The organism is Bacillus sp. iso_77 (assembly GCF_056173625.1).
Window position 1 is genome coordinate 2,354,615 of the sequence record NZ_CM149683.1, and the last position, 13,603, is coordinate 2,368,217.

The following is a 13,603-nucleotide window of genomic DNA, read 5'->3' on the forward strand; positions in this document are numbered from 1 at the left end:
TTTATGAAAAATCGCATGCTCTTATAAAAAAAAGAGAACGGCATCTGCCATTCTCTTTATCGTCCTACTTATTCAGCACTGACTAAAATTTTCACTTGATCTTTTTCATTGATTAATGCATGGAAGCCATCTTCGATCACATCGTCCAGCTTGATTTTCTTCGTGACGAGTGTATCTGCAGAGAAATAGCCTTTTCTCATTAAGTTTAATACAGATGGGAAAACATCTCTGTAGCCGATGATTCCTTTGACTGTACGTTCTTTAATGACAATGTCATTCGGCATAATTTCTGCGCCTTTTTCCCAAATGCTTACAATGACTGTCTCACCTGAAATTCTAGTTGATTGGATTGCTTGCTTCAATACAACTGGTACACCTGTCACTTCAAAAGAAACATCGACTCCACCATTTGTACGACGTGCGATTTCTTGAACAACATCTTCATACTGAGAAGGATCAACAATGATCGCTCCAAGTTCTTTTGCTTTTTCTTGGCGCTCTTTTGATAATTCCACTGCATAAATGTCAGTAGCACCAGCTGCTTTTAATGCTTCAATGACAAGTAAACCGATTGGTCCACAGCCAAACACAGCTGCTGTATCCCCAGCTTGTACTTTACTAGAACGAACGGCATATAAAGCAACTGCAGAAGGTTCAACAAGTGCACCTTGCTCATATGAAATTTCGTCTGGTAACAAATGAAGTAATTCTTCATCGACAGATACATATTCAGAGAATCCTCCACCGCCACCAGCAAGTCCTAAGAAGCCCATGTTTTCATCTAAGTTGTAAGCACCTTGGTGCCCGTGAGTTGCAAAAATAGGTTCAACAACCACTCGATCGCCTACTTTGTAATTACTCACGCCTTCTCCAACTTCTACAATTTCACCAGAGAACTCGTGTCCCAGTGTAATGGGTGCTTTTTCTTTTGTAAGTGGATGAGGTTCATTCACAGGAATGAAGATTGGTCCGCCTAAATATTCATGTAAATCACTACCACAAATGCCGCACCATTTTACTTTCAGTTTCACTTTTCCTGGAGCAACTGTTGGTTCGTCAATTTCCTCTAGTCGAATGTCCTTTTGATCGTGCCAGCGTAGTGCTTTCATTTGTAAGACTCCTTTTCTCATCAATTTAATTAACTTACTTAAATAATGATAACATAATTTTTTTAATTTTCTAAGTAAGATGCACTATTTTTTTGACAGTCAATGGACGAAAAATGACAAAACATAGCAACAGACAAATAAGAAGCATACATAGGCAGCCAATCATGACAGAAGTACGTATCGATAAAACATGCGCCAATGCGCCGCATATTCCTGTCATCATCATCGTCAGAACAGCTTCACATAACGCATAAAAACTTGCCACTCTCCCCATAACCTCTACCGGGATATTCGTTTGATAAAAAGTCATAAAACCGGTGTTTGCAAATGCTAAAAAGAAAGCGAGAACAAAAAAGCCAGCTGCTGCGACAGTCAATGTGCTTGAAAAAGCATAGATCAAGTATCCAAAAGCCACAAACAAACTTCCCGCACCAAGCATCACTGAAATAGGCAGCCTTTCGACAATGACCGTATTGAGACATGCCCCTGCGATAATCCCTGCTCCAGCTACACTGACAAGAAATCCATATTCGGTATTGGTCAACATCAGCACTTCCTTTGCAAAAGCTGCTTCAAGTGAGTCAATCGCAGTCGGCAGCACCGTGATGGCGGCACTAAATAATAAATACACGGCCATCACTTGCCTGGATGTGAGACTGAAACGAAATACAAGTTTTGCATCTTCCTTTAATACCGAGAGAGAAAAGCCCTTTTGTGCCCCGGCTGCTTTTGACAAAATCGGTAAACACATCGTCAAAACAGCAGATATCAAAAGGCAGATTGCATTTACATAAATTGAAAGGACTGGTGTACCAATGAGAAAAAGCAACCCTGCTACGGCGGGTCCGAGTAAAAATCCACCAGACTGAAGCAAAGATCGAATGGAATTAAACCGTTTTCGTTTATCCGCCGGGATTAGTGCTGTCATATACACCATCGAAGCTGGATGAAACATGGCTTGTGCCATATGAATGAGAAATAGCATCACATATACGATCAATAAGTGGCCTGAAAATAAGGCAAAGGGTAAACAAGCAATCAGAATGGCCCGGCATAGATCTAGACTGATCATGACATTCCGCTGATTCAGTCTATCTATTAAACTACCAGACCAGCTATTTGTTAAAAGAGCCGAGACAGGTCTTAACATATAGACGGCTGTTACAGCAAGAACGGAGCCCGTTTCCTGAAAAATCAGCAGATGGAGAGCAATCATATAAATCCATTCTCCTATGTTCGCAATACCAATCGCTCCAAGTAACATGCTCATATCCCGCCAATGTTTTTTCACTATGATTCCCTCCTTTTTGTCATAAAAAAATCCCGCCCCCAAGACATTTCTGTCTTGAGGACGGGATTGACTCCGCGTTGCCACCTCAGTTCATTCACCTGTTACCAGATGAACCTTAGCAGGTTATCGCTAACCCTTCTCTATAACGGGAGAATGCCGCTGCACCACCATCACAATGAATCCGGTGCAGAGCTAAGAGGCTTGGTTCTGTAACGCTTCCCAGCTCCTTCTCAGCTTCACGGAGTTCTCTGTGTGAGGCAGCCATTACATACTCTTCTCTATTTGCGCTTTATCTTTTTTTCATCACGATCTTCAGCTGAATTGTTCTATATTGTACTTCGCCTCCGTCAAGACGTCAATGTTTTTTCATGTTAATCCGCATAAATCATTTTTCTCGTCATACCGCCATCAACAACCAAATCGGTTCCTGTCACAAATTGATTGTCTTCGTCTGTTAAATAAAAACAAGCTTTGACAATATCCTTTGGTGTTCCTACTCGATTGGAAAGATGCTGCTGATGGTCAATTTCTCGCAGGCTTTTCTCATCCTTCGTTTCAATCCATCCAGGGGAAATGCTGTTTACTGTTATGTGATCCTGACTAAAAGAAGCAGCCAGCGCATGAGTAAGTGCTGATATCCCGCCTTTTGATGCAGCATACGCTTCTGTATGAGGCTCTGACATGGTCGCACGGGTAGATGAAATATTCACAATGGAACCGCCGTTTGGATTCTCTTTGATATAACGTGCCGCTTCCCTTGCACATAAAAAAGCACCTCGTAGGTTTGTATGCAGCACATGATCAAACTCATCAACCGTTAGCTCATAAGGCGATTTTGTACACATAACCCCTGCATTATTGATGAGAATATCGATCGTTTGATAACGAGCCACAGCAGCCGACATGATGTCTTGAATATCCTTCTCTTGTTTCACATCCGTCTTTTTAAAAAAAGCCTCAAAGGACTCCTTTTTCAGCTGATCTTCCAAGCGCTTGCCCTTCTCTTCGTCAATATCCGCAAGCACAACACGCGCCCCTTCTTTCGCATAGCCATACGCAATCGACTCACCAATTCCATTGGCTGCGCCAGTGATGACAACTGTTTTATTGTGAAAGTTCATCGTTTATCCTATCCTTTCTCTCTTGAGATGTTGTCGTCTATCATACCACTCATGTATACATGATACCTAGTCAAATGGGACATAGAAAAACCACCACCTAAATCATACATTAGGAGGGTGGTATATTTGTAATTCTCCATATTGACGACATAGTCGTTTGCTTCTTGTGTAAAGTCTGGGAAAGTTTGTGTATATCATTCAGTCATTCTATTCGGCTCTTTTTCTGTATGACTTAAAAAGCAGCCTTTAGTATATCTAAGTAGTCCGCTTTCGTAACGGCACGAACATTGCTTTTTGTAGAGTTGTTTTGTTCTGCTAGTTCAGCCATTTTTTCAAAATCTTCTACTTTTACATAAGATAATTCTTTTAGTGATGGAATACCTAAATTCTTTGTGAATGTATACATACCATCCATTAATTTTTGAATCGCCACATCATCTGCATCCGTTTTATCTGCAAAGCCCATGATGTTTGCAAGCTCTATGTGCAATGATTTGTTTTCAGTTGCATTAAATTGTATGACATAAGGTAAAAACACAGCATTTGCGATACCATGAGGCGTATCATAAAGACTGCCGAGCGCTTCGGCTAAACAATGCACGGCTGCTACATCAGCGGAACCGAAGCATAAGCCAGCGAGTAAACTGCCTTCCTGCATTTTGTATCTTGCTTCTAAATCAGACCCGTCTTCATACGCCTTCGGTAAATAGGTCACAATGGTTTTCATTGCGCTTGCCCCCATCGCCTTAGATATAGGGTTTGTTTCTTTACATGTATAGCCTTCAATCGCATGGACCAGTGCATCAACACCTGTTGCCGCTGTTATACTTTTTGGCACAGTAGAAGTAAGAGCAGGATCCAAAATCGCAATAGTTGGTCGAAGCAAGGCATGTTTTAAGGTGATTTTTTTATGTGAAGCAGCTAACGTAATCACAGATGAACGGGTCACCTCAGAGCCAGTTCCAGCCGTGGTTGGAATACAAATTAAGGGTGATACATTTGTGTACGCCTTCTTCCCTGCTATATACTCTTCAGGATTACCGCCATTTGGACCTAATAAAGCAATGGCTTTTGCCGTATCCATCGGGCTGCCTCCACCAATCGCAATAACCGCTGATGCTTGTACTTTTCTAAAGAGCTCTGCACCCGTTAGACATTCATGATCTCTTGGGTTTGGAGATACTTGATCAAAGACGACAACTGAATAACCAGCTTCTTGCAAATATGCTTCAATAGGCGTCACCAATCCTGCGCTTTTTACACCAGGGTCAGTCACAATCATAATTGTAGCACTAGGCAAAACAATGTCCTCTACAATAGAGGCAATATCTTTAGATTTTCCAGTCCCCATGATCATTTTCGTATGACAATCATATTCAAAATTTATCATTGATTTTCTACCCCTTCATTTGTTGATTTAATCGCTTGTTTTTCTGCTCCCCACCATTCTATTCCTTTTAAACCTGGAATGGTAGAAGCGTAAAAAACAGGGTTTTTTCCTACCTTTCTTTGTCCCATGTAATCATTTAGAGCCGCAAAAGCAAATTTGCCTAAAATCGCAATGGCAACCAAGTTAACAATAGCCATAATCGCCATCGACAAGTCCGCTAACGTCCAAACGATTTGTAAGTTGGCGAGAGCACCAAACATGATCATCATTAAAACAGTGATTCGATACACGAATAGCGCGGTTACACTGTGATGAATAAAACCGATATTGGCTTCACCGTAATAGTAGCCACCTACAATGGAGCTAAATGCAAAAGTAAAGATCGCAAATGCTAAGAAAATACTAGCCCAAGAACCGAAATGCTGCGCCATTGCAGCTTGAGTAATTTCAATACCTGACAAATCACCTGCTGTTTCTACTGTTGATAGCATAATAATAAATGCTGTACAACTACAAACAACTAATGTATCAAAAAATACGCCTAATAATTGAACAAACCCTTGTTTTACTGGGTGTGAAACATGGGCAGCAGCTGCTGCATTTGGCGCACTTCCCATTCCTGCTTCATTGGAAAATAAACCACGTTTGACACCGTTCATTATTGCAGCGCCGATTCCGCCTCCAACCATTTGCTCTAATCCAAACGCACTTTTCATAATACTTGCTAATGCTGCGGGTACATCAGCGATATTTGTGAAAATCACATAAAGTGCTAAGATAATATAAAACGAGGACATGATTGGCACAATGATTTGGGTAAAGCGGGCAATTCTCTTTACACCACCAAAAATGATGAGAGCCGTAAGAATGGTTACGAATACCCCCATGCCAATTGGACTGATACCAAATGAATATCGAAAGGCATTTGTGATGGTGTTCGTTTGTACTGCATTAAAAATCAAGCCAAAACTAAGAATAACAGAAAAGGCAAAGATCCTACTTGGCCATTTCAGTCCAAATTGCTTTTGTATATAATAGCCTGGCCCCCCTTTAAAACCATCACTTGTTCTCACTTTATATATTTGAGCGAGTGTGCTTTCGACAAATGCAGAAGCTCCCCCTAAAACTGCTGCAAACCACATCCAAAAAATAGCTCCAGGACCACCAACTGTGATGGCAATAGCAACACCTGCCATATTTCCAGTTCCAATCCTCGTCGCTGCTCCGATAAAGAAAGCTTGCATTGAAGAAATGTCTTGACTCCCTTTTATTTTTGGGGCTTTTTCAAAAATAGAACGGAAGATCTCTTTTAGTAAGACAATTTGCATAAACTTCATTCTCACCGTAAAGTAGATTCCAATCCCTATTAACATAACGACTAAAATATATGTCCATAAAAAGTCATTTATTGAATTGACAATCGTTTCAAACAAAGCCATCCCCCCTATAAAATCTGAACATTCTAAATAATGAAAGCGCCTACTTTTATCATAGTAAAAATGTTATGATCTATCTATAGAAGTTTTCTGATTGCATCAATCGGCTCATCCGATTTAGGAGGGATTGACGTTGGAAATAAAGCAACTGATGATGTTCCAAACAGCATCAAAAGTATTAAACTTTACAAAAACAGCACAAATACTTGGCTATGCTCAATCTAGTATCACAGCAAATATCGCTGCATTAGAAGAAGAGTTAGGAACCCCTCTTTTTGAAAGGCTTGGAAAAAGGGTGATTTTAACAGAAGCTGGCATGAAGTTTCAAGATTATACGGATAAGATTTTAGGTTTAACAGGAGAAGCATTAGAGGCTGTTGGCGGAATGAGTGAGCCAAGCGGCATTTTGAGAATATGTGCATCTGAAACACAATGTACCTATCGACTTCCTCATATTTTAACGGACTTTCAAACAACGTATCCTAAAGTAGAACTGATTTTTCGTCCCGGAATAGCTGAAAAGGATGTTTTAAATCTATTACTGGAAGGACAAATTGATGTCGCCCTATTATCGATGAATCCTGTCGTATCCTCACATTTAATTGTAAAAGAATTAAAAGATGAACCGATGGCCATTGTATGCTGTCCAACAAATCCATTGAGCAAAAAACAAAAAATATATCCTATCGATTTAGACGAGCAAAGATTGTTGTTAACTGAAGACTGCGATTATCGTTATGCCTTCGAACACTCTTTGACACAGGCAGGAGCAAAACCGAGAAGCAAACTAGAACTAGCAGATGTAGAAGCCATTAAAAAATGTGTAATGGCTGGTCTAGGAATTGCTGTACTTCCCGAAATTTCTATAAAAAGAGAAATAACAGAAGGCCATATGATTAAAATCAATTGGATGGGACCCTGTCTCACAACGAAAATCCAACTATTCTGGCATAAAAATAAATGGATGTCTCCTGCTTTGAAGGCGTTTGTTGATTTAACAGAGGAATATATCCTTCTCAATGGGTAATGTGAAATATTTATTTGGGCAGCCTTCAATTTCTTTCACCATTAAATATTAACGAGTTATCCAATCATTTAAAGTAAATCACGTGTATACAAAAAGCCCTCTACATAGCTATAGAGGGCTTTTTAGAAGAACAAAGGATTAATAGGATCTGATACTCTTCAAACCAATGATCATAAAGATCACCGTAAAAGCAATTAAAACCGTCGCATTTAATAATAAGATAGAAAGATTAACATTGCCGCTCATGATCTCACCAAAACCAGACATCATCCATGTTTGCGGTATAGCCAGAGAAATCTTCTTCATAATGTCTGGAACGATATCTAGAGGCCAATAAATACCACCCAGCATGCACGATCCTACAATGACAATTGCACTAAAGATTTCAGCTTGTTTTTTTGTTTGAGATAAAGTAGCTATCATAAATCCTAAACTTACGACAAGGCCTATAACAAATGATCCGAACAATAAAATAAGAAACAGGTTGCCTAAGTAGACATTAAAGAAAATAGATAAGATGGTCAAAAGAACACCTAATTGTATCCATCCAAGAAGGAAATATGCCATTAAATAGCCCAGAAGTACATATATTTTATGGATGGGACTCGAAAGCAATCTTTGCCACGTATAATTTTTATACTCCAAATGTATAGATGACAAAGAGCTTGAAATCGCAAACATCATAAACATAATGGTAAAGCCAAGCGGTATTAAATTTGGTTGCTGGTTTGCTTGACCATCTTGTTTTTTTTCAACCAACGAAATGGTGCCAGATTCATTTAACTTATTCAATGCAGTGGTGAGAGAAGCACTTCTCTGATCTTTCACACCGTAATTGATCTGATAAATGATCGCTGCTGCCTCTTTTAAATAGGGAGATAAGACTGCATATTCCTCAGTTTTCTTATAAACTGTCACATCAAAAATCTCTTTATTTTCTTTTAAATGGGACTCTAATTGATCAGAGACTTTAACCGACGCAATTACCTTTTCATCAGATACTAATTCTTCCGCTTCAATTTCAGACGCCTTTATCCAAAGAAATGTCGTGTTCTTTTTGAGCATTTTTAATATTTCCTGATTGAGTTCGTCTTGTTGAGGATTTTGAACAAAAGCAACTGTGGGTTTTTTTGTATCTGATGCCGCGCTGCCAAAGATAAAACTAAATATGATTGGCATAACAAATAAAAAAATGAGAGCCAATGGAGACTTTAATGTTTCTTTTAACTTTAACGTGATAATGGCTAATATTTTATGCATAGCGATGCTTCCTTTCAAAAGACATTCTTAATAAAGCAATGATGAAGAAAGCTAGTCCCATCCCACAGCTAAGTAATAATCCGCTTTGAATTTCACTAAAATCAGCACCTGCCATACTTTTCAAAAACATTTGAAGTGCAAGAGAATTAGGTAAAAAATAGCTGATATTCATCAACCATTGTGGGAATAAGTATAAGGGCACCATACTCCCACCTAAAGCAGCTAACACTTGAGTTCCTAAAATCCCCACACTGTTAAACGTTTTTTCTCTATTGATAAAAGAACCAATCAGCACCCCTAAACCCGCAGCATTTAATATAAAACTAAATCCGATCATAACAACAGTAAAAGGCTCTCCCCAATTCACCTTAAAGACAAAACTAGTAAATAAAATAACGACCGCAAGTTGAATCATACTCATTAAAAAAATGCCCAATAACTTTCCAATGATATAACTAGTATTGCTTAACTTTGATACTAATAGTCTTTTATAGACTTCTTCTTCTTTTTCCTCTATCATACTGCCAACCAAGAAAACAACAGTCATTAATAAAAAAAGCACACCCATCCCGCCTGCGTAGTATTGGAAGGATGTAATCGGCTGGCTGTTGATATGAATATTCCTTTCGTTCACTAGTTCATTTTTCAGTTGATCAGACACGACCTCCACTTCTTTACCTTGATTCAACGGCATCAGAATACGATTCATATGATAATTTTGAAAGAATTGCAAAACCACATTTTCTAGGACCATTTCCTGTAAGCTTGAATTAGGTCCTTTCAAAATATTCAATTGCACATGATCGTGATTTAATATGCTTTTTTCAAAATTCGGCTTGATGATTATACCCATTGTAATGTCTCTACTATTTAAATCTTTCTCTAGCTGATTTTTCGAGGTGACCTTCACTTCAAATATGTCACTGAGTTCACTCTTAGACAATGTTGAAAGAAACATTTTACTTGTAGCGGACTTATCTTGATCTGTTATTCCTACTCGAAATGAATTGATCCTAATTTCGCTATCTTTCTTCATGTTATCTCCAAATGCTGCACCTAATATAGCAATTAATATGATAGGCATAAAAAAAAGTGTAAAAAAGCTTTTCTTATCCCTAAAAAACAATAATAGATCTTTCAGTACAACCCAAATGCTCATATGCTCACCTCTATTCGGTCTAGTCTCGTAATTTCTTACCTGTTAAATACAAGAATACATTTTCTAAATTTGGTTCTACAACTTCTGCTGAAATTAATTGAACATTTAATGCGGTTACACCTTGAATAAGTTGACTTAGTAAATGCTGAGGATTGTCATCAAATAATTTGATTTGATTTTCCTGCACCATAAAGTCATTAAGTGGGTGGTATTCATTTATATATTGGCACACTCGCTCCATATCCTTTTGTCCTTGTTCACATTTAATCGTAAAAATGATTTCTCTTTTTTCTCCAACAAACTCAGCCAATTCACTTAAATCACCTACCTTAATGAAAGAACCTTGATCCATAATAGCTATTTTTTCACATAGATATTCGACTTCCTCCATGTAATGACTCGTATAAATAATCGTCATTCCTTCACTATTTAGCGTTTTAACTGTTTCTAATATATGATTTCTGGATTGCGGATCTATACCCACTGTAGGCTCATCCATTATTAATAGTTTTGGCCGATGCAAAATCGCACATCCGATATTCACTCTTCTTTTCATCCCTCCTGAGAATACTTTCACCTTATCATTCGCTCTATTGCCCAGACCAATTAATTCAAGGATTTCTTGTACTCTGCTTTTTAATTCTTCTCCTTTAAGTCCATACATTTTCCCCCAAAACGTTAAATTTTCTTTTGCTGACATATCTAAATATAAAGCGATCTCTTGCGGAACAATGCCAATCAATTGCTGTGCATGCTTTGTTTCTTTATGTAGATCAATGCCTCCAATCGTAATAGTCCCGCTCGTTGCATGTATAAGTCCTGTCATGATACCGATTAAGGTTGATTTCCCTGCACCATTAGGGCCCAACAGTCCAAATGATTCACCTTGTTTTAAGTGGAAGCTAACCCCTTTTAATACTTGTTTACCTTCATAATTTTTGATGATGTTTTGTACTTTTAGCAATCGCAATCTCTCCTCTATTCTTCCTATCTATCATAATCCTGTCCAATCATTGCCAACCGTTTTATGGTATGTCTTTCAACTAAAGATCATTTTTTCCAATTTACTCATTTTATCACGTTATGAAATGTAGAAGAACAGTATAGGTCTTTTTATATTTATAAACAAAAAAACTTACAGGAAAAATCCTGTAAGTTTTTTTCGATGGATCATTATTTAGAAATCATGCCATGCGGGTCAATCACAAATTTCTTCGCCACACCCGAATCAAAATCGCTATATCCTTTAGGGGCTTGATCAAGGGAAATGACGGTTGCATTAACGGCTTTGGCGATTTGTGCCCTTCCGCTTAAAATAGATTTCATCAAGCTGCGGTGATATTGCATGACAGGGGTTTGGCCTGTCACAAAAGTATGGGCTTTGGCCCAGCCAAGTCCAATTCGCACTTTCAGAGATCCAACTTTTGCATCTTCATCCACAGCACCTGGATCTTCTGTGACGTAAAGTCCTGGAATTCCAAGTTTACCGCCAACTTTGGTAATATCCATAATTGTATTTAAAACGGTGGCTGGTGCTTCTCCTTGATCTCCATGACCTGAAGCTTCAAAACCGACACAATCGACCGCACAGTCGACTTCTGGCTCTCCAAGGATGTTTGTCATTTGTTCACCGATTCGATCATGTTTTCGTAAATTAATCGTTTCGCAGCCAAAGCTTCTCGCCTGCTCGAGCCTTTGTTCATTGAGATCGCCGACGATGACAGCAGAAGCGCCAAGTAGCTGAGCGGAATGTGCTGCTGCAAGACCTACTGGCCCTGCACCAGCAATATAGACAGTAGAGCCTGGTTTTACGCCAGCCGAATACGCACCATGAAAACCTGTCGGGAAAATATCAGAAAGCATCGTCAAATCAAGTATTTTTTCCATCGCCTGATCTTTGTCCGGAAATTTGAGTAGCTGGAAATCAGCATATGGCACCATGACGTACTCCGATTGGCCGCCAACCCATCCGCCCATATCTACATATCCATAAGCTGAGCCAGGTCGATCGGGGTTCACATTTAAACACACATGGGTTTTTTGTTCTTTACACATGACGCAGCGACCACAGGCAATATTAAATGGAACTGATACGAGATCACCCTTTTGGATAAACTCTACATCTCGTCCAACTTCAACGACTTCACCAGTAATTTCATGACCAAGGACAAGTCCTTCAGGCGCAGTTGTACGCCCTCTTACCATATGCTGGTCGCTCCCGCAAATGTTTGTTGTCACCACTTTTAAAATGACGCCATGCTCACACTTACGTCCAACATTGGCTTTAGGTACACCAGGGCCATCCCTTAAAACCAAATCAGGGTATCCAATATCCTCAACTGCTACATTTCCTGCTCCTTTGTAAACGACACCTTTGTTTCCCGACATGTTTTCATTCCTCCCTTTTTGTTTAAAAATGAAGTCTCTCCAAAATTCTCTCTTTCTCGGGCTTTTTCCTTCTTTTAACCGCACATTGACTCAAAAAATAAGTGACAAATGTCTATCTAGGAGAGAAAAATGTATTTTCCAGTCAAATAAAAAAGAAAATATTGAAAAAAAAGCTAAACATTTGCAGAACATTGTCGATATAAGGAATAAGCCAGACAGGTATCCTTAATCGACAAACAAATTCCTTATATATACTATCATTCCTTACACACCTGGCTGGCCCCTACATATGAAATGAATGCAAAAGACTCTTCTTGTGAAGAGTCTTTTTTATTGATGAATGATCAATTCCCACATGCAAAAAAGGCCCTTCTGGCGAAGAGCCTTTTTTTGAGTGCTTGTTCATTACCTGGGAAATATTTTCATCATTTTAAGGCTTTGATACAGATGTATGTATCATAATGGTAAACAGAGACGTCTCTAAAGTGATACGCTGAAAAAAGACAGCTGATGTCTTCTTCACTGTACGTTGAAAGAGACTGTGAGCGTTTTTGTTCCTTCATCAGTTCCTGCTTTTGAAAAGATAAGAATACTTCTCCATCCACTTGAAGAACACGATATACCTCTTTCATGACTTGTTCGATATCTGGCAAGTAATAGATGGTCTGCACTGTGAATAATTTATTGAATGATCTGTCTTCAAAAGGTAATTGCTCAGCTTTTCCAAGTGTGATAACGGCTTTTTCCTGCTCGACAAGCCTCTTATGTTTTCTTTTCGCGTATTTTACCATATGACGCGAAGCATCGATTCCATATACTTTCCCTCGGTCAAGTTTTTCCGCTACTTTAGATAATGTCATACCTCTTCCAGTACCAATTTCTAAAATCCGGTCGTTTTCTTGTATATTTAAGAGTTGAATCGTCCATTGATTGATATTATGATGATTTTTTTCCATATAGCGGGCAACCCATTTTGAGAACAAGCCCTTTGGTTCCCTCATTTGTTTTCCAATCCAGCTTTGAATCAATGTCAACACCTGCTTTACACCAGTAAATAAAACTATTTACGAATTTTCTTACTTTTCATATCGGCTCTCGCCTAACAAAAGTTAAGACCTAGTCCTAATTTCTTTGTCTTTTATTAGACGGCACCTTTTCTGAAAATGTTTCGCACGTAATGAAAAATATTTAAACAAATAGGCATTTTCATTAATTGTGCTCAGATTGATTTCGTTTTCCGCATGAGCTGCATATTTTATGAATGTATCTTGATTAGATAAAGGTGGTGCTAGATTATGGGCTTTGGCGGTTATTCTGGAGGCTACTGCGGTGGCTACGGTGGCGGTTTTGCAGGCGGATTCGCATTGCTTGTTGTACTGTTCATTTTGTTAATCATCATCGGTGCAAGCTGGATTTGCTAAT

General features: G+C 38.8%; 12 protein-coding genes. 2 read left to right on the top strand and 10 right to left on the bottom strand.

All coding sequences use genetic code 11. The features are described 5' to 3' along the window. Positions 1-68: 68 nt before the first annotated feature. From AC0VYC_RS12115 to AC0VYC_RS12135, 5 genes are all read right to left on the bottom strand, one after another. Positions 69-1,109: a 2,3-butanediol dehydrogenase gene (locus AC0VYC_RS12115; protein ID WP_008342621.1), complete on the bottom strand. Its 1,041-nt coding sequence runs from the start codon at positions 1,107-1,109 to the stop codon at positions 69-71. Positions 1,110-1,179: 70 nt separating this feature from the next. Continuing rightward, positions 1,180-2,400, bottom strand: coding sequence for an MFS transporter (locus AC0VYC_RS12120; RefSeq protein ID WP_327861748.1), 1,221 nt, complete (start codon positions 2,398-2,400; stop codon positions 1,180-1,182). A gap of 371 nt (positions 2,401-2,771) precedes the next feature. Beyond that, positions 2,772-3,521, bottom strand: coding sequence for a glucose 1-dehydrogenase (locus AC0VYC_RS12125; protein WP_025207689.1), 750 nt, complete (start codon positions 3,519-3,521; stop codon positions 2,772-2,774). A gap of 232 nt (positions 3,522-3,753) precedes the next feature. Then, positions 3,754-4,911, bottom strand: a complete 1,158-nt coding sequence (locus tag AC0VYC_RS12130) for an iron-containing alcohol dehydrogenase (RefSeq protein WP_212361339.1) — start codon at positions 4,909-4,911, stop codon at positions 3,754-3,756. Then, positions 4,908-6,350, bottom strand: a complete 1,443-nt coding sequence (locus AC0VYC_RS12135; protein ID WP_475388548.1) for an alanine/glycine:cation symporter family protein — start codon at positions 6,348-6,350, stop codon at positions 4,908-4,910. Before AC0VYC_RS12135 ends, AC0VYC_RS12130 begins: the two co-directional genes overlap by 4 nt. A gap of 130 nt (positions 6,351-6,480) precedes the next feature. Between AC0VYC_RS12135 and AC0VYC_RS12140 the strand changes: the two genes are divergently transcribed. Continuing rightward, positions 6,481-7,374 carry a LysR family transcriptional regulator gene (locus AC0VYC_RS12140; RefSeq protein WP_335350377.1) on the top strand — a complete coding sequence of 298 codons (894 nt, stop codon included), beginning with the start codon at positions 6,481-6,483 and terminating at the stop codon, positions 7,372-7,374. 138 nt (positions 7,375-7,512) lie between these two features. Here the strand turns inward: AC0VYC_RS12140 and AC0VYC_RS12145 are convergent, their stop codons facing one another. From AC0VYC_RS12145 to AC0VYC_RS12165, 5 genes are all read right to left on the bottom strand, one after another. Then, entirely contained in the window at positions 7,513-8,634 is a 1,122-nt protein-coding gene (locus AC0VYC_RS12145) for an ABC transporter permease (protein WP_327871843.1), read from the bottom strand. Then, positions 8,627-9,793 (bottom strand): ABC transporter permease, encoded by a 1,167-nt coding sequence (locus AC0VYC_RS12150; RefSeq protein WP_475388551.1) that lies wholly within the window; start codon positions 9,791-9,793, stop codon positions 8,627-8,629. The genes AC0VYC_RS12145 and AC0VYC_RS12150 overlap by 8 nt, the downstream gene beginning before the upstream one ends. A 19-nt stretch (positions 9,794-9,812) precedes the next feature. Beyond that, positions 9,813-10,757: an ABC transporter ATP-binding protein gene (locus AC0VYC_RS12155; RefSeq protein ID WP_327871841.1), complete on the bottom strand. Its 945-nt coding sequence runs from the start codon at positions 10,755-10,757 to the stop codon at positions 9,813-9,815. 209 nt (positions 10,758-10,966) lie between these two features. Beyond that, positions 10,967-12,181, bottom strand: coding sequence for a formaldehyde dehydrogenase, glutathione-independent (fdhA, locus tag AC0VYC_RS12160; RefSeq protein WP_017367682.1), 1,215 nt, complete (start codon positions 12,179-12,181; stop codon positions 10,967-10,969). Positions 12,182-12,606: 425 nt separating this feature from the next. After that, complete coding sequence (locus tag AC0VYC_RS12165) at positions 12,607-13,209, bottom strand: class I SAM-dependent methyltransferase (protein ID WP_017367683.1); 603 nt, start codon at positions 13,207-13,209, stop codon at positions 12,607-12,609. A gap of 267 nt (positions 13,210-13,476) precedes the next feature. Between AC0VYC_RS12165 and AC0VYC_RS12170 the strand changes: the two genes are divergently transcribed. Further along, positions 13,477-13,602, top strand: coding sequence for a YjcZ family sporulation protein (locus AC0VYC_RS12170; protein WP_008342643.1), 126 nt, complete (start codon positions 13,477-13,479; stop codon positions 13,600-13,602). Position 13,603 lies beyond the last annotated feature (1 nt).